Source organism: Acidovorax sp. GW821-FHT09A11 (assembly GCF_059418365.1).
This window is the reverse complement of record NZ_JBWKPS010000006.1, coordinates 259,051-285,689: the sequence shown is the minus strand read 5'-3', so window position 1 is coordinate 285,689 and position 26,639 is coordinate 259,051. Positions and strand designations below refer to the sequence as shown.

Annotated in this window: 19 protein-coding genes; 13 read left to right on the top strand and 6 right to left on the bottom strand. The window is 62.1% G+C overall.

The annotated features are described in order from the left end of the window. Positions 1-7 precede the first annotated feature (7 nt). The 5 genes from AC07PV_RS17665 to AC07PV_RS17645 all read left to right on the top strand — a co-directional run bounded on the left by AC07PV_RS17665 (position 8) and on the right by AC07PV_RS17645 (position 4,880). On the top strand, positions 8-703 hold the full coding sequence (locus AC07PV_RS17665; protein ID WP_494630925.1) for an EthD domain-containing protein: 696 nt from the start codon (positions 8-10) through the stop codon (positions 701-703). Positions 704-718: 15 nt separating this feature from the next. Next, positions 719-1,360: an EthD domain-containing protein gene (locus tag AC07PV_RS17660; RefSeq protein WP_494630923.1), complete on the top strand. Its 642-nt coding sequence runs from the start codon at positions 719-721 to the stop codon at positions 1,358-1,360. Positions 1,361-2,078: 718 nt separating this feature from the next. Then, complete coding sequence (locus tag AC07PV_RS17655) at positions 2,079-2,531, top strand: TetR/AcrR family transcriptional regulator (protein ID WP_255594777.1); 453 nt, start codon at positions 2,079-2,081, stop codon at positions 2,529-2,531. Positions 2,532-2,681: 150 nt separating this feature from the next. Then, positions 2,682-3,653: a Bug family tripartite tricarboxylate transporter substrate binding protein gene (locus AC07PV_RS17650; protein WP_494630922.1), complete on the top strand. Its 972-nt coding sequence runs from the start codon at positions 2,682-2,684 to the stop codon at positions 3,651-3,653. A gap of 30 nt (positions 3,654-3,683) precedes the next feature. Beyond that, complete coding sequence (locus AC07PV_RS17645) at positions 3,684-4,880, top strand: M24 family metallopeptidase (RefSeq protein ID WP_494630921.1); 1,197 nt, start codon at positions 3,684-3,686, stop codon at positions 4,878-4,880. A gap of 302 nt (positions 4,881-5,182) precedes the next feature. Here AC07PV_RS17645 and AC07PV_RS17640 read toward each other — a convergent pair whose 3' ends face one another. Continuing rightward, a complete protein-coding gene (locus AC07PV_RS17640) occupies positions 5,183-6,097 on the bottom strand; it encodes an enoyl-CoA hydratase (RefSeq protein ID WP_492253918.1) in 915 nt (304 codons plus the stop codon). 16 nt (positions 6,098-6,113) lie between these two features. Then, positions 6,114-7,130, bottom strand: a complete 1,017-nt coding sequence (locus AC07PV_RS17635) for a polysaccharide deacetylase family protein (RefSeq protein ID WP_492253917.1) — start codon at positions 7,128-7,130, stop codon at positions 6,114-6,116. Positions 7,131-7,301: 171 nt separating this feature from the next. Between AC07PV_RS17635 and AC07PV_RS17630 the strand changes: the two genes are divergently transcribed. The 3 genes from AC07PV_RS17630 to AC07PV_RS17620 all read left to right on the top strand — a co-directional run bounded on the left by AC07PV_RS17630 (position 7,302) and on the right by AC07PV_RS17620 (position 10,906). Beyond that, positions 7,302-8,228 (top strand): LysR family transcriptional regulator, encoded by a 927-nt coding sequence (locus AC07PV_RS17630; RefSeq protein WP_218296204.1) that lies wholly within the window; start codon positions 7,302-7,304, stop codon positions 8,226-8,228. 131 nt (positions 8,229-8,359) lie between these two features. Further along, the gene (locus AC07PV_RS17625; RefSeq protein WP_218366903.1) at positions 8,360-9,334 is read left to right on the top strand and encodes a Bug family tripartite tricarboxylate transporter substrate binding protein; all 975 of its coding nucleotides are present in this window, start codon (positions 8,360-8,362) and stop codon (positions 9,332-9,334) included. Between the two features lie 24 nt (positions 9,335-9,358). Further along, positions 9,359-10,906 (top strand): AMP-binding protein, encoded by a 1,548-nt coding sequence (locus AC07PV_RS17620; RefSeq protein ID WP_218339796.1) that lies wholly within the window; start codon positions 9,359-9,361, stop codon positions 10,904-10,906. A 257-nt stretch (positions 10,907-11,163) separates the two neighbouring features. Here AC07PV_RS17620 and AC07PV_RS17615 read toward each other — a convergent pair whose 3' ends face one another. Continuing rightward, positions 11,164-12,156: a Bug family tripartite tricarboxylate transporter substrate binding protein gene (locus AC07PV_RS17615; protein WP_492253916.1), complete on the bottom strand. Its 993-nt coding sequence runs from the start codon at positions 12,154-12,156 to the stop codon at positions 11,164-11,166. A gap of 91 nt (positions 12,157-12,247) precedes the next feature. After that, positions 12,248-13,531, bottom strand: coding sequence for a hydroxymethylglutaryl-CoA reductase, degradative (locus AC07PV_RS17610; protein ID WP_218339795.1), 1,284 nt, complete (start codon positions 13,529-13,531; stop codon positions 12,248-12,250). 128 nt (positions 13,532-13,659) lie between these two features. On the opposite strand from AC07PV_RS17610, the gene AC07PV_RS17605 reads away from it, so the two are divergent. Further along, positions 13,660-15,087, top strand: coding sequence for an aminotransferase-like domain-containing protein (locus AC07PV_RS17605; RefSeq protein WP_218296199.1), 1,428 nt, complete (start codon positions 13,660-13,662; stop codon positions 15,085-15,087). A gap of 267 nt (positions 15,088-15,354) precedes the next feature. Here AC07PV_RS17605 and AC07PV_RS17600 read toward each other — a convergent pair whose 3' ends face one another. Further along, a complete protein-coding gene (locus AC07PV_RS17600; RefSeq protein WP_494630919.1) occupies positions 15,355-17,763 on the bottom strand; it encodes a heavy metal translocating P-type ATPase in 2,409 nt (802 codons plus the stop codon). Between the two features lie 183 nt (positions 17,764-17,946). Here AC07PV_RS17600 and AC07PV_RS17595 point away from each other — a divergent pair, with 183 nt between their 5' ends. From AC07PV_RS17595 to AC07PV_RS17580, 4 genes are all read left to right on the top strand, one after another. Further along, a complete protein-coding gene (locus AC07PV_RS17595; protein ID WP_218296197.1) occupies positions 17,947-18,138 on the top strand; it encodes a heavy-metal-associated domain-containing protein in 192 nt (63 codons plus the stop codon). 103 nt (positions 18,139-18,241) lie between these two features. Further along, a complete protein-coding gene (cueR, locus tag AC07PV_RS17590; RefSeq protein WP_369643419.1) occupies positions 18,242-18,802 on the top strand; it encodes a Cu(I)-responsive transcriptional regulator in 561 nt (186 codons plus the stop codon). A gap of 467 nt (positions 18,803-19,269) precedes the next feature. Next, entirely contained in the window at positions 19,270-21,528 is a 2,259-nt protein-coding gene (locus AC07PV_RS17585) for a heavy metal translocating P-type ATPase (protein WP_370628512.1), read from the top strand. A gap of 365 nt (positions 21,529-21,893) precedes the next feature. Further along, entirely contained in the window at positions 21,894-22,559 is a 666-nt protein-coding gene (locus tag AC07PV_RS17580; protein WP_494630918.1) for a glutathione S-transferase family protein, read from the top strand. Positions 22,560-22,904: 345 nt separating this feature from the next. On the opposite strand, the gene AC07PV_RS17575 is transcribed toward AC07PV_RS17580, so the two are convergent. Next, positions 22,905-25,697 carry an IPTL-CTERM sorting domain-containing protein gene (locus AC07PV_RS17575; protein WP_494630916.1) on the bottom strand — a complete coding sequence of 931 codons (2,793 nt, stop codon included), beginning with the start codon at positions 25,695-25,697 and terminating at the stop codon, positions 22,905-22,907. Positions 25,698-26,639: the final 942 nt, after the last annotated feature.

The window sequence follows — 26,639 nt, the reverse complement described above, 5'->3', positions numbered from 1 at the left end:
CACGCTTATGACGGTACGCATGGGGCTCATCCGAAAAAAAGTCGGCTGGACTTTTGAGGATTTCAATTCATATTGGCGCGATAGCCATGGAGCGCTCGCCAGTCAGTTGCCCAATTTGCGCGAGTATTGGCAAAACCCCGTCGTGGATCGACTGCAGCGAGGTATTGACTTCGCGAGGGGACCATGGGATTTCGATGGATTTTCGCAACTGTCTTTTGACGACGCAAAGCAGTCTGACCGAGCTTTCAGCGATAGCGATTTGGCGAACGACCTCATCCAGGACGAGCAGTATTTCCTTGGTGACTTGCACATCGTGACCGCCGAGCAGTCCGTGGTCATTCCGGTGCCTCCACAGAAAGAGCGCTCCCAACTCCTAAAGCGCATGTCGGTCATCAAGCGTCTGCCGACCCTGAGCGAAGAAGAGTTCCGTCGAGAATGGAAGACTCACGGCGACTTGGTTCGCAAGATGTCTGGCGTCAGCGCCTACCGCCAGAATGTGATCACTGGACGGGAAAGATTGAAAGGGCGCCCCTGTGCCTACAGCGATCTTCCTATCGACGGGATCGTCGAGCTTTGGTTCAAGGACGCGGAGACGCTTGGTGCAGCGTTCGGTTCAGACGCTGGCAAGGAAACAATGGCTCATGCCAAGACTTTTTTGTCTGAAATCACGGCGTTTGTGGTGGCCGAGCGGCAAATTCTCTGACGGTAAGGGCTTCAGATGATGAAACGTATGACGCTTCTGGCCAAGAGGGAAGGGATGGCCACGAGTGACTTCCGTGCATATTGGGCGGGGCCTCATGCGCAGCTTGCACTCGGGATGAATGGAATTGTCAAATACACGCACAACCGGGTGGACAAGGTTTTGTGGGCGAGCGATGGTGAGCCGGCCTTCACCGTGGATGGTGTCGTCGAACTGTCTTTCTCCGACGCCGAGGCCATGCGGCAGGCCCAAGCGTCAGTTGTAGGGGCCAAGTTCATTCCGGCCGACGAGCCGCAATTCCTCAGGGGTTGGACGTTGTGCGTTGTGGAGGAGCAGGGCGACGAACCTCAAGAGCAATGCACCAAGGTGCTCATTCCGTTCCATGCGCAGCCAGAGACGCGCAATGCGTTGTGGTCTGAACTGCAAGACCTGGATAAGGCTTCAGGGATGCGTTCGGTGCTGAACTGGACGGTGTCGACGGCACGGCGCGAGAGACTCTGGGCGGAGCCTGTACCTCCCACAGGGGTCATTTCCGCTTGGCTCGCCAGTGTCGCGAAGGCTCATGAAGCTTTCGAGCCCGAGTCCAGGCTCCGCCGTGTGGTCGAGAAGTACACCACAGATGGCGTAGCCTATCTCGTCGACCGGCTCCATATCAGGTAAGGCGCCACCTGTCCGTGCCGGTGCGCGAATCCTTGCTTCCTTGCCGCATTCCTGGTGGAACTCTGACCGCTGTGATTGCGTGCCGCACAAGTGCGAAGGTGAACTCGGCGGTGTTTCCGACTCTAGGACAACAACCCATTTGATCAACCATGGAAAAAGCCGCATGGATGATGGGGTCCTGTTATCGACTTTCATTGGCCCGCATACGGGTTGATTCCAACCATAAAGTCCGTCGGAAGAATTCCGTGTCGCGAAATGCCAAGCGCCTCGGTTGAGGCGCTTTTGGGGTCAAGATCGCAAAGGTCTGCGGGGAGTCGGATGGGCTGCTTCAGGCTGGTTGCAGCCGCTTGTGCCCCATCTGACATACGACAGCTTTATGCGCTCAACGGGCAATCTACCAGGCAGCGCCTTGGGCCTCCCTGCAATAGCGGAGGTCCACCGTTCAAGGTTGATCGCATGCGAACGCGAACACTCGGACGAGGAGAGTGGCCATCGTGCTGCGAAAATGCGCTGCATGACGACGCCCCCTTCGCACACTGCCAATGCACAGCCCGGAAAAGCTCCCAAAGATTCCGGGAGTAACGCGACACCGCCTTCCAGGCGCGATGGCGAACAAGCCCGTCAGTTGCTGGCTGCGGCGGGTCAGCATGTGCTGACGCATGGCTTCGGGGACTGGTCATTGCGGGCCATCGCACCGCACCTTGGTACCAGCCACCGCATGCTCATCTACTACTTCGGTTCGGCCGATCATTTCTGGGAGCGTGTGCTACACGAAATCCGCCGCGACGAGGTGGCCAAGCGCCGTGAGATCCTGGGCAACGACCTCGGCATGGCAGGCAACATCGAGCGCGCATGGGACCGCTTCTCGACCGAGAGCTACTTGCCCGTGATGCAACTGCTGTTCGAGCTTTATGGCCGAGCAGTGCGAAACCCTGAGCGCCATGCGGATTTCCTACAGGACGTAGTGGCAAGTTGGCTGGAACCCCTGGAACGCCAGATGATCCACCAACTGGGTCTGCGCCCGAAAGAGGCCCGGCTGCGTGCGAGGCTGCAGCTTGCGACATTTCGTGGCCTGATGCTGGACCTGCTGGCGACAGGGGACCGCAAGGAGACCACTGCTGCCCTCAAGTACTTCGCCCAACTCATCGCGCAGCCGCCTCATCCTGACTGACTGACTGCCACCCGGACCGCCTTCTGCTTAGCGCCCGCGCCTTCTGGCTCGGGCGCTTTTTTTTGCACTTGCGCTTTCCCTTGATTTCTGTACCATGCGGTTCATTGCAACCTGTACCAAGCGGTACATACTCTTTGAAAGGGGCTGATGATGAAGCCGTTGAACCGTCGTCCGGGGTTGAAAGTGCTCGTCGCCTTGGGCGTTTTGCTGGCGCTGCCAGCGTGGTCGCAGACCTGGCCTGTGCGGCCGATCAAGCTCATCGTTCCCCAGGCCGCAGGATCGGGCAATGACGTGCTGGCGCGCACCCTGGCCGAGCAGCTCGGCAAGGGCCTGGGCCAGAGCGTGGTGGTGGAGAACCGGCCCGGCGCAAATGGCAGTGTTGCTGCGAGCTACACCGTGGGACAGCCGGCCGACGGCTACACGCTTTTTCTCGCTGGGGTGTCCAACCTGGCCTGGAATCCCTATCTCTATCAGCGTCTGAGCTACAACCCTGCGCGCGACTTCGCCGGGGTGGCCGTGTTTGCCAACACGCAGTTCGTCACGCTGGCCTCGCCCACGCTGCAGGTGCGCAGCTTTACCGAGCTGGTGAAAAAGGCCAAGGAAGCACCGGGCCAGATCAGCTATGCATCGGCAGGCATCGGCAACTCGACCCATCTGTCGATGGAACTCGTGGCCGAGCGCAGCGGCATGAAGCTACAGCATGTGCCGTTCAACGGCGCGGGCGCCACCACCAGCCTGATGGCTGGCGACACGCCGGTCATGACGACCGTGCCCGGCGGCATTACGGAGCTGGTGCGCACCGGCAAGCTGTTGGCGCTGGCCGTGACAGGTGACAAGCGCATGGATGCATTTCCAAATGTGCCTACCTTCAAGGAGCTTGGCTATGACGTAGCTGTGCCGGGCTGGTACTCGATCGTTGCCAAGACAGGCACGCCACCGGCCATCGTGCAGAGGCTCAACACTGAGATAAACAAAGCGATCCAGACCCCTGAGGTGCGCGAGCGCCTGGCCGCGCAGACGCTGGAGCCGATCTCGGCGCCTGCCTCCGAGGTCGAGCGGCTGATGCAGCGTGACGCTGCAGCCTGGGGGCCATTCATCAAGAAACTCGACATCGCGCAATAAGCGAGCAACCCGAAGAAGGAAAAGAACGCCATGCCCCGCCTCACCACCACCGTGCGCGACGCCCGTACGCAAGCCATGCAGGCCCTGATGGACCGCTTGCGCGTTGATGCGTTGGTTTTCACCACTGCGGATTTCTTTCAGTATGCGAGCAACTTCCAGCTTGACGTCTGGCCCTGGGAGCGCCCGGTGTTCCTTTTTGTGCCGCGCCACGGCGCACCGTTCGCGGTGATGAACGAACTCTCCACCCACCACCTGCGCTTTTGCCTGGAAAAGCAGAGCTTGTGGCTGGACGCTGACCGCATTCACTACTACAGCGAGCACCCCCGCATCACGAACAGGCTGCCCTTGCCAGCGCAATTGCCCGAGGTGGTGGCCGGCCTGCTGCACTCGAACGGCTTGGCCGGTGCGCGGCTAGCGGTGGATCTCCCGCACCCGGTGCTGGCGCTGGCGCAGCGCCATTTGCCTGAGCTGGTGGTGCGCCCCTCCCACGGCGAGATGCGTGCGCTGCGATGGGTCAAGCATGCCGAGGAACTGCAGATCATGCGAGAACTCGGCAGTTTGACGGACTGGGCGCAGGACCGCTACCGCGAGCTCTACAAGGCCGGCGCCCTGGTCCAGGTAGTGGATCACACCGTGGCCGCGTTGATGGCAGAGGAAGCCGCGAGGCGGTTCCCCGGCGAGGATTTCGAAGTCATGAAGTGCTGGACGTTGACCGGCCCCGCCTCGGCCTCGCCGCACGGCGATGGCGCTTCATGCGGCGCCCGCATTGCACCGGGCGACACCATCGTCAACTTCGTGCTGCCGCGCTTGAATGGCTACTACGTGGAGAACGAACGCACCTGGTTCTGCGGCGCGCCGAGCGCGCAGCAGGTGCAATGCTTCGAGACCGCGCGCGCCGCGACCGATGCCGCCGTCGCCGCCGCGCGCCCGGGCAGGCGCGTGTGCGACATGGACGCTGCGGCGCTGGCGGTGATCGAGAAGGCCGGACTGGCCGACCACGTGTTCCATCGCACGGGACATGCCGTGGGCCTGATGCTGCATGAGTACCCCGAGGACATGGCTTTCAATACGCGTGCGCTGCTGGCCGACGAGGTGTACTCATCAGAGCCCGGTCTCTATGTGTATGGCCTGGGCGGTTTCAGGCTCGATGACACGGTAGTGGTCGGTGATGAACCGGAGGTATTGGTGAAGACCCCCAAGGACCTCGCCTACGCCACAGTGGGCTAGAGGAGGTGCTCACCACACAAAGCCGCCACGCCCGGTGAATCGCAATTGATCCCGTCCGGTAGTTACCCCGGTGGCTCGAGGAAGACGGCATGCCGCAGTGCCGTCCTGCCGTCCAGCCAGTCAAGCGTTGCAGGAGTAGATGGCGGCCACTGGCTTGGTGCGCGCATGCAGCAACTGAACGGCCCCAAGGACGAAAAGCACCACCGCCTCGCCCTTGAGGCCATTGCTGCGTTCGCAACAGATGGTCCGGCGCCTGCGTCGGCGGCAGGGCGTCGGGATCAAGTTCAAGGCACGTTCAATGGTCAGGATTTCCGGTTGTCGCCGGTGCCAGGCAGTGCCTGCAGATTGAACCGGACGCGGATTTTCTCGCGAAGAGCCGGATGGATTCCTTGAGTGTCCACCAGCAATCCCCACTGCTGCTTGTTGTGGTGGTGCGAAAGTTGGTGCAGCCCGAATGCGTGCATCATGGCATTGCGACGCGCTCCGACGTCCTGTGCATGGTTCACGGATTCCTTGACTGCCTTGAGGACGAAACTCCCCTTGTTGGCGATCTTCTTGGCGAGGTTCAGCGCGCTTTCCATCAACGCACCCGCCGGGAAAACCTGATTGACCATCCCGCATTGCTTTGCATCTTGAGCGGTCAGCCAGTCACCGGTCATCAGCCATTCCTTTGCCTTGCGGGAACCCAGTTCCCACGGATGCATGAAGAACTCGACGCCTGCGACGCCAAACTCGAGCGTTGGATCGCGAAACCGGGCATCGTCAGCCGCGACGATCATGTCGCAGCACCAGGCAAGCATGAGACCGCCGGCCACGCAAGACCCTTGCACCACCGCGATCGTCGGCTTGGCGAGGTTGCGCCAGCGTTCACACATCTCCAGGTAGATCTCCTTTTCCCTTCCATAGAGGCCTTCGACGCCCGGGCCGTCGAATGCAGCCCAGGTGCCCACCGTGCGGAAGTCACGCCAGGTTCTGTTGTGGTCGCCGCCCATGTCATGGCCGGCCGAAAAGTGATCGCCGTCCCCTGAGAGGATGATGACCTTCACTGCGTCATCCTGCGCGGCGCGGTCGAACGCTGCATTCAGCGCGTACGTCATCTCCATGTTCTGCGCGTTGCGCACGGCCGGTCGCGACATCGCGATGTTCACGATGTCCTGCGTGAAGTGCTCGTAGCGCACGCCGTCGTATGTGTGGGGGTCGAAGAATGTGGGCTGCATGGAAGTGGCTGCTGTGTTAGTGCTGCTGGTTGGGGTAAAGAGGGATCGGCTGTATCTTGGCTCCCGTGGCGGATGCGATGTGCTCACGCATCCGCAAGGTGATCTCAGCCTGCATTTCGCCCGGTGCGGGATGCAGTTTTTCGATGTCGTCGAGGATTGACGGGATGGGGTCGCTGACGGGGACGCCCAGCGAAAGTGCCCATTTCTCGACCTGGAAGATGAATTCCGGACTGATCCGTGGAGGAACCTCGGCGTTCATGGGGTCGCCCATGGCGTCATCCAGCGAAACAAAATCGACTGCTGCGGCCCGAAAGCAGTCCAGGATTTCCTCCAGGCAGTCCGCGGCAATGGACGTGCCATGGATCAGCCAGATGTGGATCGGGTCGCGGCCGAACACCGCCCTCGCGTTTGCCGCGTGAACACGCAACTCGTGCAGCGCGCTGGCCACATAGGCACGACGTATCTGCGCCGCCTCCTCGGGCGAACCGCGTTTCAATACCCGGCAGTACGCCGCATTCCAACGTATGTCGTGGAAGCCGATGCTGACCGGGACCGGCGTGTAGCCCATGTCCTCGAGCCTGTCCAGGATGGCTCCGCACTTGCACGCGGTGTCGCCCCACAGATCCATGCAGAACCGGAAGCAGCGCCTTGGCGCCTGGTTGATGTAGCGGCCAAGGTACTTTTCTGCCTCTTCGATATCGCGGGCGTAAGTGTCTGCGTCCAACCAGTTGAGCGGTGGGTGGTTGTGCGTGTGGTTGGCCACATGATGGCCACTCTCGACCCACGTGTCGAAAACCTCCAGCAAGTTCGCGTCGTCTTCGATCGGGGCGGTGTTGGAGAACTGGTAAACCCCGGCCACGCCATGCGACTTCAAGGCGGAGATGATCGCGCGAATGTTTGATGGCACACTGTGCCTGGGAGCCATTGGCACCCCTCGAAGCAGCAGCATGTCGTCGATCGTGATCGCGATCTTCAGTCGGCCCAGGGGTGAAACGGGCAGGGGAGTCTTGTTGATGCCGGGGGTGGAATGCATGATGTCGGGACCAATCATTTGTCGGTCCCCGAGCATCGCCGCTGCACAGGCGCTCGTCTATTCAACAATACGAAAGGTGACTTTCAGCATGGAAAAGTGCAGGCGGCCGGATGTCGAAGACGGCATTTGGTCATCCACATGCTAGACCGCCCCCAGGAGCGGCCACAGGGCATGCCCAGGCGCTCTGTCCACTTCGATCTCGCCGACCTTCGCCTGATGGTGCGCATCGCCGACACCAACAGCCTCACGCGCGCTGCCGAACAGGTCCACATCTCGCTGCCTGCTGCGAGCAATCGGATCAAGCAACTTGAACAATCGGTGGCCACGCGCCTGATCAACCGGACCAGCAAGGGGCTGACGCTCACGGCCGCGGGCCAGGCGATGATCAAGCACGCGCGGCTGATCATGGAGCAGGTCGAGCTGTTGCGTGCCGAGATGCTTGATATCTCCGACGGCATCGATGGGCGCTTGCGGATCATGGCCAGCACCACTGCCATCAGTGAATTTCTGCCGCCTGTGATCGAGCAGTTCCTCGCAAGTCGGCCCGGAACCAGCATCGACTTGCGGGAACGCCTTTCAAGCGACATCGTTCGAGCGGTTGCGGAAGGGGTGGTTGATGTCGGCGTGATCCTCGAAGACGTTGGCACAACTGGTCTGGAGATTCTTCCCTATCGCACCGATCACATGGTGCTCGCTGTGCCGGCAGGACATCCTCTGGCCGAGCGGCGTTCTGTTTCTTTTGCCGAGACGCTGGATTTTGACCACGTCGGACTTTCCCAATCGAGCACGCTTCACAACTTCTTGCTCCAGCAGGCTGAAATGCTCAGGCGACACATCAATCTGCGAGCCCAAGTCGGCAATTTCGAAGCACTGTGCCGGATGGTTCAGGCACGGATCGGCGTCGGCGTGCTCACCCATCTGCCAGCCGCACGCCATGCGAAGTCGATGAACATCCGCATCGTGAGCCTGGAGGACGAGTGGTCGATTCGACCCCAGTACATCTGCATCAGAGGATTGGAGGAACTGCCACCGTTCGCACGTGAATTCGTCGAGATGCTGCGCGCGGATGCACGCGATAGCCAGAGCACCGTGAGTTGATACGTTACGGGGGTTAAGCAGGGCGAAACTGCTGTTTTCCAATAGTGAATTGCCAGGAGGCCGTCGCCTCGCGAATATGCGGGTCTGGCGGACACGTGCGCCTGCTGACAACTTCAAAATTGGAGACGAATATGTGTATCAAAAATGGCGTGAAGGTCGCGATAGCTGCTGTACTCGCTTTGACGCTTCAGAGTGGATTTTCCCAGGCGTGGCCATCGAAGCCGGTGCAACTGGTCGTGCCGTACCCGCCGGGAGGCGTGCTGGACAACTTCGCTCGGCCGATGGCGGAGGCGCTCAGCAAGGAGCTTGGGCAGCCTGTGGTGATCGATAACCGGGCCGGCGCGAATGGGATCATCGGGACGACGCGGTGTGCGAAGGCCTCCGCCGACGGCTACACGCTTTGCATCAGCAACGGCGACATCATGTCGCTCAATCCACAGCTGTACTCGAAGCTGCCCTATAGCCCGAAGACTGACCTGGTTCCCGTGGTCCGCATGGCGAACATGGTGGCGGCGATCGTGGTCTCCTCCGGCGTCGGCGCGAAGAACCTCAGCGAACTGGCTGCACTGGACAAGGCGAATCCCGGGAAGGTCAACTGGGGGACTTTCGGAACGGGCAGCACCTCGCACGTGTTCTTGACCGAGTACAACCGTGTGTTTGGAACCCAGCTGACCCACGTGCCGTACAACGGCTCGGCGCCGTTGATGCAGGCCTTGTTGGCGGGTGACGTGCAGTCCGCGATGTTGGCGCACGTCGCAGTGGCCCCGTACATCGAAACCGGAAGGCTGCGCGCGATCGCCGTGATGGGTGAAAAGCGGTCCGACTTCTTCCCTGGCGTGCAGACGATCAGCGAACAGAAATTCGCTTTCTCCGGCGAGAACTGGATCGGGCTGACCGCTCCTGCCGGCACGCCCCCGGCGGTCTTGGAGCGCGTCAATCTCGCAGTCAACAAGGTTCTCGCCGACCCGGGATTCCGCAAGCGCAGTCTCGAGGCCCTGGGGCTGGAGCCCGTGGGTGGATCGAGGGACGCGTTTGCGCAGTATCTCGGGCGCGAGCAGGCACTTTGGGCCGAGTTGATCTCGCACAGCAAGATCAAGCTGGACTGAGAACCAATCGGGATTTTTAGCCATATGAAACTGCATCACCCCCCCACCTTCTTCTCGTTGGTGCTGCGTGCCTTGCGCAAGTACCCGGGCCGCACAGCCTTCCGCCAGGGCGAATTGGCAGTTCTCTATCAAGACGCCATCGATTTCATGGGGAAAGTTCAGGCGGTGCTGAGTTCGCACGGCATGCGCCGGGGCGCGCGCGTCGCATTGCTGACGGAAAACAGGTACGAGACCTGGTGCGCGTCCGTCGCGGCACAGGGGCTCGGCGCTGCCACCAGCTGGTTGCACCCGCTCAGTTCGCTGGACTCCCAGGTGTCCCAGATCCGCGACGTGGGTGCTACCGTCCTGATCATCGACACGGATGGATTCACAACGCGAGCCCATGAACTCGCCGAGGCGCTCCCGGGCGTTTCCGTGTTCCACGTGGGAGAGGCTGGACCCGGTGCCGATCTTCTGGCGCTTGTCGCCCGGCATGAACAGGTCGAACCGGTCGAGCGGGCGATCGCGACCGACATCGGCACGTTGAATTTCACCGGGGGCACGACCGGCCGCCAGAAGGCCATCGTGCGCGAGGCAGGTCAGGTCGCGCTGATGTCCATCGCCATGAACAGTGAACTGGAGCTGCCCGATGGCGTGCAATATTTGGCGATCGCGTTGATCAGCCATGTCACAGGACAGTTGATTGCACCGACGCTGATGCGTGGCGGCACTGTCCATTTGATAAAGAAGTTCGACGCAGGCCAGGTACTGGAGATCATCCAGCGCGAGCGCATCAGTGCAACCCTGATGGTGCCCACGATGATCTACAAGCTTCTGGATGCGCCACTCGAGGAGTTCGACCTGGACAGCCTCGAGCTCGTGGTCTATGCGGGGTCCGTCATTTCGCCGGACCGCCTGAGGGAAGCGATTCAACGCATCGGCCCGGTCTTTTCCCAGGTCTATGCGCAGACAGAATGCACCCCCATCGCGATCTTGCGCCGCAAGGATCATGATCTGGACGATCCTGCATCCCTGGCAGCGTGTGGCTACCCCATGGCGACGGCCGAAATCGCGATTCTCGACGACAGCAATCAGCCGCTGGCGGCGGGCGAAATCGGTGAGATCTGCGTGCGAAGCCCGTCGGTGATGCAAGGCTATCTCGAGCAGCCGGAAGCCACCCGGCAAGCACTGGCTGGCGAGTGGTTGCACACCGGGGACATCGGTTTTTCCGATCCGCATGGCCGCCTGTCGATTGTGGACCGCAAGAAGGACATGATCGTGTCAGGGGGCTCGAACGTCTATCCGCGGGAGGTCGAGGATGTTCTGGCCGCGCATGCCGCTGTCGCATCCGCCGCCGTGATCGGCGTGCCCCATGCCACGTGGGGTGAAGCCGTCGCGGCGTTCGTCGTGTTGCGGGACGGGGCTGAAGCCGAGGCAGCTGACCTGATCGCCTACGTGCGGGAACGCAAGGGGCCGCTGATTGCACCGAAGCAAATCATCTTCGCAGATGCGCTGCCAACGACCCCCTTTGGAAAAATCGACAAGAAGAAGCTGCGAGCGCCTTTCTGGGAGCGAGAGACGAGATTGATTTGACGCGGGCAAGCCTCGCGTCCCGTGGCTTTTTTTGGTGCGCCGGTGGTAAGCCAGGCGCACGCCGATAGACGCGAGAATGACCGGCCTCGGGGCGCTTCAGCAAGCCGCAGCCTGCAGCGACGGGCGCCCCGTTTTTCGGGCATGGCCGGCCTGGAGCGCACACCCTTTCTCCTGACCGGGCAACAACCCGGTCGAAGCCCAGGCGGTGCAGGTCGCCCGTCCGGTCAGCGTCGTGCCGTCAAGCGACGCCAACACGGTCACTCGATGGCCACCCTGGCCGTCTTGACGTACTGGCCCCAGCGATCGATCTCGCTGAAATAGAAGTTCTGGTACGCGCGCTGATCCATGTGCTCGACGACGAAGAACATCTTCTTGGTCTGCTCGACGATGGCTGGCTCCCTGAGGGTGGCGTCGACTGCCTCGTGCACGCGCGAGATGACGTCTTCCGGCATTCCGGCCGGGCCGAAAATTCCCACCCATGGTCCCCGTTCGACATTGAGACCGATTTCTTTCAGGGTCGGGACGTCCGGAAACTCCGGCAGGCGTTGGGGCATTGAAACCGCCAGCAGGCGCAGCGTACCGCTGCGGATGTGGGGTTCCACGGTCGACAGGACGTTGATGGAACAATCGACCTGTTGAGACAGCTGGGCATTGAGCAGGGGCGCGGTGCCGTTGTAGGGCACATGCAGGAGATCGACGCTCTTGGCCACCTTCAGGGCCTCCATCATGAGGTGTCCGGACGTGGCGGTGCTCCACGAGCCGAAGCTCATCGGGGTCTTGGCATCCTTGGCCATCTGCAGGAACTGGTTCAGGTTCTTGGCTGGGTGTGAAGCGCTCACGACCAGGGCCGCAGGGAAGAAGCCCAGCGGCGCAATGGCAACAAATTCCTTCTTGGGGTCGTAAGGTGCCTTCTTCATCGCATGGGGCGCGATGGTGTGCGACTCCATGCCGCCGTAGACGAGCGTGTAGCCGTCGGCCGGGCTGCGCGCTGCCGCGACGCTACCGATGGTTCCGACGGCGCCGGGGCGGTTGTCAACCACGACGGCCTGGCCGAGCCGCTTCTGAAGACTCGTGCCCATGAGGCGCACGATCACATCGCCGCCGCCCCCCGCAGCCCAGGGGACGATGATCTTGATCGGACGGTGGGGGAACACAGCACCCTGTGCGAGCGTGGGGCACGCCCACGTTGACAACATCGTGGCGCCGAGGGAACCGAGCACGGTGCGGCGCTTGACCTGAGGTTGTGTCATGTCGATAGTCTCCAAGTTATGAGATGGGTGAACGGTCTGGCTGGCTTCGAGGCCGGCGGAATCAGCCGCCCCGCCGGCAATGGCGGCGGTCTTAGTTTTGGCGCAGCTCTTCAAGCAAGACGACCGCCCGGTCGGTGCGTACGTCGTGCTCCGCGGCCATGCGCCTGGCAACGACTTCGATCTCGTCACCCGTTGCCCCTGCGACCAGCGCGATGTTGCGTGCGTGCAGGGCCATATGGCCGCGTTGGATCCCTTCGGTGGCCAGGGCGCGCAGCGCTCCGAGGTTCTGGGCCAGGCCCACCGCGACGGCCACCTCGCCCAGCTCCTGCGCCGACCTGACGCCCATGATCTTGAGCGACAACCGGGCCAGCGGGTGTGTCTTGGTCGCGCCGCCCACCAGGCCCACGGGCATGGGCATTTCGATGGTGCCGACCAGCGCGCCCTGGGTGTCTTTCTCCCAGGTCGTCAGCGAGGTGTAGCGGCCGTTTCGGCAGGCGTAGGCATGGGCGCCGGCCTCGACCGCGCGCCAGTCGTTGCCGGTGGCAACGATGACGGGATCTATGCCGTTCATGATGCCTTTGTTGTGCGTGGCCGCGCGGTACGGGTCGATGGCTGCGAAGGTGTAGGCATCGAGCACGCCTTCGATGATCTCTTCGCCGCTGCGCTCTTTGGTTCTGAGTGTTTCGGGCGTGAGCCGCACGCGGGCGCGTGACAGACGCAGGTCGGCCAGGTTGGACAGGATGCGCAGCCGCACGGTGCCGCCCGTGAGCTTCTCGACCAGGGGCGAAACCGATTCGGCCATGGTGTTGACGGTGTTGGCACCCATCGCGTCGCGCACGTCGACGATCAGGTGCATGACGACCATGGGACCGCGGGCCGTGTCGGGGAACACGTGGATCTCGATGTCGCGGCAGCCGCCGCCCAGGCCGATGAGGACCTTGTCGCGGCTGTTGGCGACGTCCAGGATCTCGTCACGGTGCTTCAGGAGCGCCAGGCGGGCGCCATAGGGGTCGGTGATGCCAATGACCTGCACCTGGGCACGCATCAGCGGTCCCGTGCTGGAGGTTTCGAAGCCGCCGCAGTCGCGGGCCAGCTTGGCCATGAACGAGGCCGCGGCCACGACGGAAGGCTCTTCGACCACCATCGGCACCAGGACATCGCGACCGTTGATCTGGAAGTTGCCGCCGATGCCGAACGGAAGTTCGAATGTTCCGATGACGTTCTCCACCATGCCGTTGGCACGTTCGACGCTGAGCGCGCCGGGCTGGTTGATGAGCGCGACGTCTCCCTCGGACAGGTTGGTGATGCGTGCGACATGTTCCAGGCGCTGCGCAGGGGTGAGTGAGCGGAAATTGGGGAGTCGTGAATCGACCATTGGGTGTCTACTGGGTGGTGGATACGGTATGGGCAAACTTTAAAACCGCCGTACCAAATAGTGAAGGTACAGTTTTGCCAAACAGTTTGCTTTCCGAGCAAGGACCGGCGATGTGTCATAGTTGATCAATGACAGTTGAAGGAAGCTCCCAGACACGTCGCCCCAGATCGGTTACCTTGCCCGTCGCGGTCGCCGACGACATCGAGCGGCAGATCCGCGACGGTGCCTACAAGGTCGGCGACAAATTGCCCTCGCTGCGTGAGATGGCCGAACTCCACAAGTACGCCAAGAACACGGTGGTCACCGCATTTGAATTGCTCGTTTCGCGTGGGCTGATTGAACCCCGCCGCGGTGCTGGGTACTTCGTGGTCGACAAACCGCCTTCCAGGGCGGCCGATGACGAGGCGGGAAGCTTGGGGCGAGCCATGGACATCGTCTGGCTGATGCGTGAGCAGCTCAAGAACGAGCCGGGCGCCTTGGCAATCGCCGATGGCTTCCCGCCAGTCGAATGGCTTTCGGATGTGAGGCTGGACAAGTACCACCAGAAAGTCGTGCGCACGGGGCTGGGCTCCCTGTTCCGCTATGGCAGCCGCTTCGGGTACGCGCCGCTGCGTGAGCATTTGGTGCGCAAACTCGCGGACTTTGGGATCGGCGCCGAACCGCGGCAGATCGTACTGACGCACGGTGCCAATGAGGCGATGGACATCGTTATTCGCTACTTCGTGCCGCCCGGCGGCAAGGTTCTGGTGGATGACCCTGGCTACTACCCTTTGTTCGGCAAGTTGAAGATGGCCAGTGCCGAGGTGCTGGGCGTGCCACGCCTGCACGATGGACCGGACCTGGAGGCCCTGGAGCAGTTGTTGATCACCCAGCGGCCCAGGCTCTTCTTTACGCAGTCGCTCGCACACAACCCGACAGGCTCGGACCTGTCCGCGGCAAAGGCATTTCGCGTTCTGCAGCTGGCACAGAAATACGACCTGCTGATCGTTGAGAACGATCCGCTTGCGGACTTCAAGCCGACCTCGTCGCCACGCCTGGCTTCTCTGGACCAACTCGAGCGCACGATCTACATCGGCAGCTTCTCAAAATCGTTCTCGGCCGCACTGCGCGTGGGCTTTATTGCTTGCGGCGCGGATTTGGCCAGTGACCTTGCCGATCTGAAAGCGCTGATCCACGTGAGCAGTTCTGAGTATTGCGAACGGACCGTCGATGTCATGTTGAGCGAAGGCCACTATCAACGACACCTGACCCGGTTGCGCAGTCGGCTGGGCGAAGCGACGGAGGGTGCGCGCGCGCTGTTCGAATCTGTAGGAGCGAACATCTTCGCAAAGAACGCCCAGTCCCTCTACCTGTGGGTATCCATGCCCGGGGTGGATGATTCGATGACCCTTGCAGATTCGCTGCGCCCACACAACATCCGGTTGGCTCCGGGCAGGATTTTCAGCGTTGACACCTCCGCGACCTCGCCATGGTCACGCTATAACGTGGGGGCGGTGATGGACCCGAGGTTCAGAACAGCCCTCCAAAACGCGCTGGTGCAATTGGGCTCCTCCTAGCGTCCCACGATGCTCAAGAGCCTTGCTGCAGGTTTTCAATCGTTGTGCTTTCGTCGTTTGGGCTCTCAAACGACGCATATCTAAACTGAGCGAGAGATAAGTAGTCACTTGTCGGTGCAGGGCACTCCAGGCTGGAATCGACCATGCGCTACCTCGGCATGAGGGGGCGATGCCTGGGAGAACTCCGGGCGGATCGATATCTGATGGACAGGCACCGAGGGTGGGGTGGCTCTGCGCCTGCGGTTCTTTTTCTGCCGTGGTCGTTCCTCACTTCTTCCAGGACCGTAGCATGAGAGCGTTGGTCACCACACTCACGCTGCTCAGGGCCATGGCAGCTCCGGCCACCATGGGATTCAGCAGTCCCAATGCCGCCAGGGGAATCCCGACCACGTTGTACGCGAATGCCCAGAACAGGTTCTGACGGATCTTTGCGTAGGTACGCCGGGAGATATCGATGGCATCCGCGATCAGCGCAGGGTCTCCGCGCATGAGCGTGATCCCCGCCGCATGCATGGCCACGTCCGTGCCCGTGGACATGGCAATTCCCACGTTTGCAGCCGCCAGAGCGGGCGCGTCGTTGATCCCGTCACCCACCATCGCCACCTGTCTGCCACCGGCCTTGAGCTGGGTCACGATATCCGCCTTGCCTTCCGGCAGCACATCGGCGCGAACCTGATCGATGCCCAAGGCGCGGGCCACCGCGCCTGCGCTTCCCTTGTTGTCCCCGGTGACCAGGACGGTCTGGATGCCCAGGCTGTGCAGTTGGGCAATGGCCTGTTGGGAGCTGGGCTTGACGGTGTCTCCAAACGCCAAGAGTCCCACCACTTCCGGCGCATCGGTCACGTCGGCCAACCAGGACACAGTGCGGCCTTCGTGCTGCATCTGTGCGGCGGTCACCGTCAGGCTGGCCGTGTTGACGCCTAGCTCATCCATGTAACGCGTGCTTCCCAGGCGGATCTGGAGTCCTTTGACGACAGCAGACATACCTCTGCCAGGCACGGCAGTGACCTCGGTGGCCCGAGGCACGATCACGCCCTGGATGCGCGCTGCATCCATCACCGCCTTCGCCAGCGGATGCTCGCTGCCGTTCTGAATGGCAGCCGCAAACGGCAGCAGCTGATCCTGGTGGCCTTCGGCGGGTATCGCTGCCGTCAAGGTGGGCTTGCCCTCGGTCAGGGTGCCGGTCTTGTCGAACGCCACGGTGTCGATGCGGTGGGCAACTTCAAGTGCTTCGGCATCCTTGATCAGAATACCGTGGCGTGCTGCTACACCGGTGCCCGCCATGATCGCGGTGGGAGTCGCCAAGCCGAGCGCACAAGGGCACGCAATGACAAGTACCGCGACGGCATTGAGGATCGCCTGCTCCCAGTGGCCAGTGGCGAAGCCCCAGCCCATCAGTGTGATGGCAGCAAGGCCGAGCACCACGGGCACAAAGACCGCACTCACTTCATCCACTATCCGCTGGATGGGAGCCTTCTTGGCCTGTGCCGACTCGACCATGCGCACGATGCGCGACAGGGTTGACTCAGCGCCAATGGCGGTGGTGCGCACCAGCAGCAAGCCTTCCGCGTTCACTGCGCCCCCCGTCATCTTGTCACCGACGTGCTTCGCCACGGGCAGGCTCTCCCCGGTGATCAATGACTCATCCACCTGGCTGGCGCCTTCGATCACGGCGCCATCCACCGGGACTCTTTCCCCTGGACGAACAACCACCGTATCACCTACTTTCACACGTGAAAGCGGTAGATCGATGTCACCGGCATCAGTGCGCACGCGCGCAATCTCCGGGCGCAGCGCATGCAGCGCCCGGATGGCCTCGGTGGTTTGCCGCTTGGCCCGGGCCTCCAGCCACTTCCCCAGAAGGACAAGCGTGACGATGACTGCGGAGGCTTCAAAATACAGGTGGGGGGTGCCGTGCTCGGCGTGCTTGAACAACAGATACAGGCTCAAGCCGTACCCGGCCGACGTACCCAGCGCCACCAGCAGATCCATGTTTCCTGCCCCTGCACGCAGCGCCTTCCAGCCGGCACGGTAAAACCGCGCTCCCAGCCAGAACTGCACTGGCGTGGCCAAGGCGAGTTGAATCCAGCCGTTGAGTGTCCAGTCCTGGCCGAACAGCATGCCGACCATGGGCAACACCAGAGGAACGGACAGGCCCCCCGCCAGCGCGACCGGCCACCAAGGCGCAGACTGATTCGCGGGTTCAGCCGGAGTGCTCGCATCCACCATCTGGGCCTCATAGCCCGCCTTTGCAACGGCGGCTACCAGACGTTCGGGTGGCAAGCCTGCATCGAAACGAATCTGCGCACGCTCGGTGGCCAGATTGACTTCGGCATGCTTCACGCCAGGCACGGCCTTCAGCGCCTTTTCGACACGTCCAACGCACGAAGCGCACGTCATCCCGCCGATCAACAACTCCATGGATTCCTCCGCCACTGCGTATCCCGCCTTTTGCACGGCCGCAGCCAGAGCAGTGACTGCCACCGTGGCGGCGGCCACCACGGTGGCGCGCTCCGTGGCAATGTTCACGGTCACCTCGCGGACACCGGGTACGGCTTTCAGTGCCTTTTCAACCCGCCCAACGCAGGAGCCGCAGGTCATGCCCAGAATCGGGAGATTCAGGTGTGCGCTCGACAGGGCGGCGGACGAGGCCGCTTCATTCACGGGGGTATTCATGACAATCTCCAAGTGGTGTTCAACTCCGGCGGTATCCGGCACAGCCCGGACTTTCAGGGTTGACACGGTGGGAGACGCAAACGAGTCAGCATGTCTTGGACAGGCCACCATCCGGCCACTTGACCTTGCCCCTGTGGCAAACCGGAGACTGGGCACCTCTTAACTTTTCCCCAGAGGTGAAAAATGCACGAATTCCAACTTCCCGACATGACCTGCGGACACTGTGCGGGGATGGTGAACCAGACGCTGCAGATGGCAGACCCTGACTGCAAGGTGCGGGTGGACATGTCCAGGCGGATGGTCACGGTGCAAAGCGCGGAAGACCGCAAGACACTGGCCGAGGCACTGACCGAGGCCGGATACCCACCCGCCTGATTCGGTCCGGACAAAAAAAGGAACGTCCGGGGAGCTTGACATTGACACGGTGGCAAGGAGGAAAGTCCTGGCTACCGGGTTATTCCATTGCACAGGAGCATCCATGACCACACTCATGAACATCGGCGATGCAGCCAAGGCGGCAGGCGTATCGGCCAAGATGATCCGCCACTACGAGCAAACAGGATTGTTGCCAGAAGCCGAGCGCAGCGAGTCTGGCTATCGAAAGTACGGTGAGCGCGAAGTTTCGGTACTGCGTTTCATCCGGCAGTCGCGCCGCCTCGGATTCTCCATGCCACAGATTGCGGAGTTGATCGGCCAATGGGGCGACACGCACCGCACCAGTCGGCAGGTGAAAGCGATTGCCGAGCGCCATCTGGCGGATCTGGAGGAGAAGCTGCGGGAGATTGTCGAGATGAAATCGGCGTTGGAGCAGTTGGTTTCTGTGTGCGCTGGCGACGACCATGCGCATTGCGCAATCCTGGACAACCTGGCGGCGGACAGTCCGTCGAAGCCCAACCACAACGCCAGTTTCGTCAAGCCCACTCGGCGCGGAGCCAAGGCGTCCAGAACACACCTTGAAGCGACCCACGCGCCGACGAACAGTCATCTGGATCTCATGACGTGGATGCGAGGTGTCCACGTACATCGAGGGGGGCACTGAACCAGGCCGCGGGTGGGACCATGGAACCATCGCCTTGTGCCGCGATGGTGGCCGACCGTGGCAGGTCCTTCTTGTGCGGCGCGGCCTCACGCACCGGCTTGCCTGGCAGGCTCCATGGCGCTGACGACCGTCTTGCAGCCCTCATCGATCACCATGAACTGGATCTCAAGGGCGGCCGCTGTGGGCGCTTGACATTCCCACCGTGTCAAGCCTTAACGTTCCAACAAGGTCTCGCACCATCTTGAGGACTTCTTGGAGAACGCCATGAACAACGAACCCACCACACAGCGCCTGGAGAGGAATCGGACAAAAAATAACCTCGGCAGACTTTCAACACATCGATAGGGAGGCCATCCATGCCAGCTGCAGCACCGCACGATCATGTGGTCCACGGACACCAACACCGCGAAGACCATCACGGGCATTCACCTGCGCCATCAACAGGGTTGAAAGATCCAGTCTGCGGCATGGAGGTGACGGACCAGTCGCATCACTCGGCAGAGCACGAAGGACATCGCTACTACTTTTGCAGCGTCAAGTGCAAAACACGCTTTGTGGAAGCGCCGCAAAAATTCCTGTCTACGCCGCGGAGCGACCGTGCCCCTCAGCCCAAGCCCGCAGCGGCGCAACCCGGCACGATCTACACCTGTCCCATGCACCCGGAGGTGCAGCAGGACCACCCGGGGAACTGCCCCAAGTGCGGCATGACACTGGAGCCCATGCTGCCTACGCTCGATGAGGGAGAAAACGCGGAACTCGTGGATTTCCGGCATCGCTTCTGGTGGACGCTGCCTCTCACAGTAGTGGTCGCTGTCCTGGCGATGCTTGGGCACCGGTTGCAGTGGTTCGAGATGGCGACTCAGAGCTGGATTGAGCTGGTCCTCACGGTACCCATCGTCCTGTGGGCGGGCTGGCCCTTCTTCGTGCGCGGTGCGCAGTCGGTCGTGAACCGCAGCCCCAATATGTGGACGCTGATCAGCCTGGGCACCGGTGCCGCTTTCGTCTACAGCGTGGTCGCGACCGTTGCGCCGGGGGTGTTTCCCGCCTCGTTCCAGGCCATGGGGCGCGTGGCGGTGTATTTCGAAGCTGCAGCCGTCATCATCTCGCTCACGCTCCTCGGCCAGATGCTGGAGCTGAAAGCGCGCTCCCAGACCTCGGCCGCCATCAAATCGCTGTTGGGCCTGGCACCCAAGACGGCGCGGCGCATCGACGCCAACGGCCAGGAGAGCGACGTGCCGCTGTCCCACGTCCATGTGGGTGACCTGCTGCGCGTGCGCCCCGGGGAGAAGGTGCCGGTGGATGGCGTGGTCGTCGAGGGGAGCAGCGCCGTGGACGAAGCCATGCTCACTGGCGAGCCGGTGCCCATCGTCAAAGGGCCCGGGGATGCGGTCATCGGTGCCACGCTCAATACCAACGGAGCGCTCGTGATCCGGTCGGAGCGGGTCGGCTCCGCCACCATGCTGTCCCAGATCGTTCAGATGGTGGCCCAGGCACAGCGCTCACGGGCCCCCATGCAGCGCATGGCGGACCAGGTGGCGGGGTACTTCGTGGTGGCCGTGGTCGGTATCGCGTTGCTCACGCTCTTCGCGTGGGGCCTGTTCGGTCCTGAGCCACGGTGGGTCTATGGCCTGGTCAATGCCGTGGCCGTGCTGATCATCGCGTGTCCCTGCGCGTTGGGCTTGGCAACACCCATGTCCATCATGGTGGCCACGGGCCGGGGGGCGACCCGTGGGGTGCTGTTCAGGGACGCGGCAGCCATCGAAAACCTGCGCAAGGTGGACACGCTGATCGTGGACAAGACTGGCACGCTCACAGAGGGCAAACCCTCCTTCGAGCGTGTGGTGGCCATGCCCGGCATATCCAACGACGAAGTGTTGCGCCTAGCTGCCAGCCTGGACCAAGGCAGCGAGCACCCGCTGGCCGACGCCATTGTCCAGGCGGCCCGCGCCAAGGGGCTGGCCCTGGACAAGCCCGAGGACTTCGAGTCCGGGTCGGGCATCGGCGTGCGCGGACGGGTCGGCGGGCGCCAGATCGCCCTGGGAAACACGGTCCTCATGGAGCAGGTGGGGGTTTCTGCGGATCCGCTGCTTGCGCAGGCAGAGGCCTTGCGCGCCACAGGCGCCAGCGTGATGTACCTGGCGGCCGATGGCCAGCTTCAAGGCCTGCTGGCGGTCTCGGATGCCATCAAGGCCAGCACGCCGGAAGCGCTGGCGACCTTGCATGCGGCGGGGCTGCGCATTGTCATGGCCACGGGCGACGGCATGACCACCGCCAAGGCGGTGGGGGCCAAGCTGGGGATTGATGAGGTCCATGGCGAGGTCAAGCCTGCGGACAAGCTGGCCCTGGTGTCGCGGCTGCAGGCCGAAGGCCGTGTTGTCGCCATGGCGGGGGACGGGATCAACGACGCGCCCGCCCTTGCCAAGGCGGATGTGGGGATCGCGATGGGCACCGGCACCGACGTGGCGATGAACAGCGCACAGGTCACCTTGGTCAAGGGCGATCTGCGGGGTATTTCCACAGCGCGGGAACTGTCCGAGGCGACGGTGGGCAACATGAAGCAGAACCTCATGTTCGCCTTCCTCTACAACGCGCTGGGCATACCGATTGCGGCAGGACTGCTGTATCCCTTCACCGGCTGGCTGCTGTCGCCGATGATCGCGGCCCTGGCGATGAGCCTGAGTTCTGCCTCGGTGATCACCAATGCCCTGCGGCTTCGCAAGGGCTGAGATGGACCCGCAGGCACCGAGTTGATCTGGGTGAGGTCCCTGGCCGGCATTTCCGCAAGACAGCAAGGAAACCGGCATCCTGTCAGCATGCACGGTGCTCGCAGGCCCGTTTCCGACGGCTTCGGTCTGGCGGGCACCACGACGGTGATGGAAGCCGTCTGCGGTGCCGCTCCGGGGGGCTCGGTGGGCCATGGGCCCGAGTTGATCGATGCGCTTGCGCGGCTTTTTGCCGACTCGCATTCAATGCCAATTGCGATGAGTGGTGAACGGTGAACGGTCCAATCATGTGGTCCTGACGGCGCCCACATGCCGCATCCGGCATGACGGGGTCGTCTCGTATGCTCTCTACAGAGAATGACTCCCAGATGGATACCTCCCAGGAACCCGATATGACGCCCCCGCTCACACCAACCGGCATCACCCTCTACGGCAACCGTGAATCTGGCCATAGCAACAAGGTGCGCCTGGCATTGGTGTTTGGGCAGGTTGAGCATGACTATGTCCATATCGACATCTTTGTGCCGCCTGAACAACGACCAGAGCCATTTCGCAGCCTGGCGCGTTTCAATGAGGTACCGCTCCTGGTGTGGGGAGCGGAGAGTTTCGTGCAGTCCAACGCCATTCTGTGCCTGCTGGCAGCGCGCCTGCAGCGCCTGGGTGGCGAGAGCCCGCAGCGCATGGCGCGTGTGCGCGAATGGCTGTTCTGGGAAGCCAATCGTCTCGGCCTGTCGCTGCCACATGTTCGGTTTGCCCGCCAGTTTGCCCCGCAGGAGTATCCCGGCGGCACACCGGAATGGCTGCTGGCGCGCTATCAGCGCGACATAGCGCGGCTTGAGGCCGAGCTGAGCGACGGACGCGCATTCATCCTCGACGAGCAACTGTCGGTCGCTGATTGCGCGCTCTGCGGCTACCTGTTCTGGGCGGATGACGTGGGGCTCGATGTTCCGCCACACGTGCGTGCCTGGCTGCGTCGAATCCAGCAACTGCCGGGCTGGCAGCCTCCTCGCGAACTGCTGTCCGCTGCGCCTTGATCTGGCCCTGGCAGCGTCACCATGAAAAGCCGCTGCAATGGACGCAACCGGATGGCGTGCCCGCGCGTTGCGTTCACGCGCATATGCCTCAGCTGACGGGCATCCACCGGCAGCGCGCCCGTGTGACTGCTTGGCGCGGCCCTATGCGGTCTGCGCACATTGCTTGTCGGGTTCGCACCGTGCCTGCCGTGGCAACAGCGGACGTCCGCGCAGCCGACCGAAGTGAGGACGCGCAGTTGGGCGACATATTTCGCAATTGAAAAGGAGTTGCAGCTTGAACGCGTCATGGTGTCCACCGGTATCGTTTGGTGGACACCATCACGACCGCCTAGCGCAATCCATTTACTACGGGAAGAGCGCGCGCTTGCGACGGATCAGGCCCATCATGACCATCAAGCTGGACAGCATGACAAGTCCCCATTCCGAGAGCGTGGGAATCGATGCCGGAGCATTGGCCGCTTCTACGGCGATGACGCGCGACTGCGTATTGTTGGATGTATCACCGTCGCCTGCTGCACCCGTTGTGCCGTTGGCGGTAGCCGTCCCCAAGGTCGTGGGGGTGCCGCTCACCTGGCATGTCACCGTCTGGCCTTGGGGAATGGCGTTCCCTGCGACCCATGCCGAGGCCCCAGGGCTGACCGTGCAGGAGCTCGTGGACAGGCCCGGAGGCAGACCGGCGACAGAGCAACTCGTGCCGGCCACCGCATCGGCAGAACCAGCGTTGGTGCAGGTGTAGCTCCCTGTGTAAGAGACACCCACTCTTGCGGTGGCAGGCAACCCGCTCACATCCACCAGTACATCCGGGGCCGTCGTCATAGACACAGGCTTCGATGCTGTGTTGTTGCCGACATTGATGTCGCCCGTGGCGCCGGTGGTGCCGTTCACGGTCAAACCACCAGAGCTGGTTGGCGTGCCGCTCACCGCACAGGTGACGAAGGCCCCCGCAGGTACGGCGTTTCCGGCGATCCAGGCGCCGCCTGTGCTGATGCTGCAGGCCCCTTGGTTCACCCCTGCCGGGAGCCCTCCCACGGCGCAGGTGGTGCCGGTGAGCGCCGTGGCGGCACCGATGTTCTGGCATGTGAAGCTACCGCTGTAGGGCACACCAACTGTCCCTGAGGGCGGAATACCTGCCAAGTCGATCGCCATGTCAGGCGTAGGTAGGACACCAGCGATGGCGATGATGGCGGTACGTTCATTGTTCAGCGTATTCGGATCGTTGTCGGCCCCGGTGGTCACATGCACGGTCACGCTACCCGTTGTGGTGGGTGTTCCAGAAACTTGACATGTCACAGTCTCTCCGGAAGGCACGGTACCTGGCTGGGTCCAGGGCGTATTGGCCGGGCTGACGGTACATGCCGAGACGCCCACGCCTGCGGGCAGGTTTGCGGCATCGCATGTTGCAACATCCGCGGCAGCAGCCCCCTTGTTGGTGCAGGTATACGAGCCGGTGTAAAGCGTGCCTACATTGGCAGTTGGTGGCAGGTTCAGAGTCACGGCATCCACGTCCATGTCGCTGAGCGTCGAAGGGCTGACCAGATCCGTTTTCCACATGGGGCCGGGAAGCGGATCGACCGCGTCACCCGCGATGGTGTAGTTCCCGTTGTTGATGGGCCCCATTGCCCCATCGGGAACAACTACGGTGACAGTAAAAGACCCTGACTGCCCCGGCGCCAACGTACCCACGTTGCAACTCAGGGAGCCGCCTGGCGTTGGCGGTGTGGCAGTGGCGCCACCAGAAGCCGGCGTGCAGTTTCCTCCGCTGGAAGACACGTAGGTCACGTTCTGAGGGACGGCCGAATTGTCTTGCGGCATCACCGGCGTCACAGTGGCGTTGCTCACTGGGTCGCTGGTCTTGTTGGTGTAGGTATAGGTGTAGGTGATCTGAGTGCCATTGGCGCTGCTGACAGACACGGGGCCAGAGACGCTCACCCACAACACGTCGGGGAGCCTGAAGCTAAAGCTGTCCACATGCACATGGCCTTCGTGCCCGCCAGGAGAGCAACCCGCCGCCACCAGTTCAAGCTCGATCCAGTCGCCCACCTGCAGTTTGGCATTGCCGGGGGCTATGTCAAAAGTGATGAATTCCGAATAGGCGTAGTTCCGGGTGTTGTTCGTGGTGTCATGCCACATGGTCCCTGGCTGGTTGGAGAAGTTGAAGGTGAAGAACAACTGGCCAGGGGAGCTCGCGGGGGCACCGGGCACAGGAACAGGGGTGGAATCCACGGCCGACGTGATCTTGCGCACTTCGACCGCAAAGTAGGGCTGTTCTTCGGAGAAATGCCCACCGGAAACGCTGGAAACATATACCGCACCATTTGTCACGTTAGTGGCGTTGCTGGTCAGCGTAATTTGCGTGTCACTGTCAACGGAAAGTACCTGACGATCCGTATTGTTTGTGCCAAGACGCACATAGTTTCCAGGGCTCACCGTGGCCGTGAAATTGGTCCCCGTGCCTGTGACGATGGGGGAGCCGGAAGCAGCACTCACGGTGCCGCCCAGCACTTTGATCAATCCTGGGTTGTCAAGCACGGGCGTCATGGCGAAGCGAACGTGTACCTTGCCATCTGCGTCCACATCGGCAGCCGTCACTTGGGCGCGTTGCCGAATGGAGCTGGCACGGGAAGCATGGCTCGTGTACTGCACGGGCGGGTTCCCCAGGGTCGGGCTGCCACTTCGGGCAATATGACGCGCTGCCTGGGTAGATCCAAGTGGATTCAGATTCACCAAAGCACTGTTGTTGCCAGCAAAGGGCCAGCGCAAGGAGGCAGCGGGGATGGCGCCAGTGAGCAGATGATCCTGTTGGCTGCGAGCGCCCGCGCCACCTGCATCCAGCACCACGGACAGGTCCGTGGCGTCTGGTGCCGTCCCCGTGGTGGTATAGAGATTGGGGTCATATCCCGCGTCACCAGCATTGGCCCGAAGATTCAGATCCTTGATGGATTTGGGGTTGATGGTGTGCGTACTAACTGTGGGCACGCCGTTGTTCTGCAGAGTCGTTTTGATCCATTCGCTGCCAAACGTGCCGCCCTCAAACCCGCCATTGACGAATTCGGCGTGCGCCGGATGCGCTGCCAGAAGCATCCCCCCAACACCTATCGCGGCCACGCCGCTCAGGAACTTGTGAACCAAGGCATGCATGGTTCTCCAACCATTTGTTCTTTTCAACACGATTTCCTCTTTGGATTTAAACGCTGCTCAGAACGGTGAAGCAGTGAGCAGACATACAACAAACAACTTTCGGATCGTGGGTCCGCGTCATGAAACGAGGGGCCCAGCGAAAAAAATCCTGCCCCTGTCCAAAATGGGCGCAATGCCTGCGGCATCGCACAAAGGACATTCAGCGCGTTACGGCAGTGCGGAAATCACGTCGAGATTCGATACGCCGAAAACGACGCACGGTCGTGCCAACGCCAATGGACTAGCCAATCTGCAGATAACTAACCGGCGCCTCCGGGGTTTCCCGGTCAGCCCTCCAGGCCCAACCCGTGGCCGACAAGTGCTACAGCGCGCCGATTGGACGCTGTGCAGCGCAGGTGCGACTGCATCCGAACGCCAGGACGCGGACCTCACTGCCGAGCCATCCCCCTCGGCACGGTCTCGAGTAAATTGCCGCCGGCATTTCGCTCATCAGCGGTTTGATGCGGGGACTGCAGGTGCGCCTTCTGCGACGCAGCTCTTCAGGCCGCCACGCACGGCGATTTCAAGCCGTCATGTGCTGTCAAGCAAGGCACCGCATAGGTGCCCATGCAAAGGCAACCGTGCAATCAGTGGGGCGAGCGATTTTTGTGACATGGCGAAATAGGACGTTGGGGCAAATTGCTCCAGCTGCCCAATACTCATGTCACATACGGTAACTCGCCATAAATCAAAAATCCGAGAATTGACTATTGTTTGCAATCTCGATCACGGCCTGATCGATGGGGGCCATGCCTGCGCTACGTGCGGCGAGCCCCATCTGTGAACGGACTTATTGCAATTCGGTACCCCCGCCAATACGGCGCCCCCATGCCGCAGATGAAGTCCTTTGCACTGAAGCAAACGGGGGCAACCGTCGGATGTGCTCGATACCGGCCCCCTTCC

Coding starts and splice junctions, on each gene's coding strand:
- AC07PV_RS17620 (WP_218339796.1), top strand. CDS start 9,359: ATGAAACTGCATCACCCCCCCACCTTCTTCTCGTTGGTGCTGCGTGCC.
- AC07PV_RS17605 (WP_218296199.1), top strand. CDS start 13,660: ATGACAGTTGAAGGAAGCTCCCAGACACGTCGCCCCAGATCGGTTACC.
- AC07PV_RS17640 (WP_492253918.1), bottom strand. CDS start 6,097: ATGCAGCCCACATTCTTCGACCCCCACACATACGACGGCGTGCGCTAC.
- AC07PV_RS17665 (WP_494630925.1), top strand. CDS start 8: ATGACGGTACGCATGGGGCTCATCCGAAAAAAAGTCGGCTGGACTTTT.
- AC07PV_RS17585 (WP_370628512.1), top strand. CDS start 19,270: ATGGAGGTGACGGACCAGTCGCATCACTCGGCAGAGCACGAAGGACAT.
- AC07PV_RS17580 (WP_494630918.1), top strand. CDS start 21,894: ATGGATACCTCCCAGGAACCCGATATGACGCCCCCGCTCACACCAACC.
- AC07PV_RS17645 (WP_494630921.1), top strand. CDS start 3,684: ATGCCCCGCCTCACCACCACCGTGCGCGACGCCCGTACGCAAGCCATG.
- cueR (WP_369643419.1), top strand. CDS start 18,242: ATGACCACACTCATGAACATCGGCGATGCAGCCAAGGCGGCAGGCGTA.
- AC07PV_RS17650 (WP_494630922.1), top strand. CDS start 2,682: ATGAAGCCGTTGAACCGTCGTCCGGGGTTGAAAGTGCTCGTCGCCTTG.
- AC07PV_RS17575 (WP_494630916.1), bottom strand. CDS start 25,697: ATGCATGCCTTGGTTCACAAGTTCCTGAGCGGCGTGGCCGCGATAGGT.
- AC07PV_RS17600 (WP_494630919.1), bottom strand. CDS start 17,763: ATGAATACCCCCGTGAATGAAGCGGCCTCGTCCGCCGCCCTGTCGAGC.
- AC07PV_RS17610 (WP_218339795.1), bottom strand. CDS start 13,531: ATGGTCGATTCACGACTCCCCAATTTCCGCTCACTCACCCCTGCGCAG.
- AC07PV_RS17660 (WP_494630923.1), top strand. CDS start 719: ATGATGAAACGTATGACGCTTCTGGCCAAGAGGGAAGGGATGGCCACG.
- AC07PV_RS17615 (WP_492253916.1), bottom strand. CDS start 12,156: ATGACACAACCTCAGGTCAAGCGCCGCACCGTGCTCGGTTCCCTCGGC.
- AC07PV_RS17595 (WP_218296197.1), top strand. CDS start 17,947: ATGCACGAATTCCAACTTCCCGACATGACCTGCGGACACTGTGCGGGG.
- AC07PV_RS17625 (WP_218366903.1), top strand. CDS start 8,360: ATGTGTATCAAAAATGGCGTGAAGGTCGCGATAGCTGCTGTACTCGCT.
- AC07PV_RS17635 (WP_492253917.1), bottom strand. CDS start 7,130: ATGCATTCCACCCCCGGCATCAACAAGACTCCCCTGCCCGTTTCACCC.
- AC07PV_RS17630 (WP_218296204.1), top strand. CDS start 7,302: ATGCCCAGGCGCTCTGTCCACTTCGATCTCGCCGACCTTCGCCTGATG.
- AC07PV_RS17655 (WP_255594777.1), top strand. CDS start 2,079: ATGCTCATCTACTACTTCGGTTCGGCCGATCATTTCTGGGAGCGTGTG.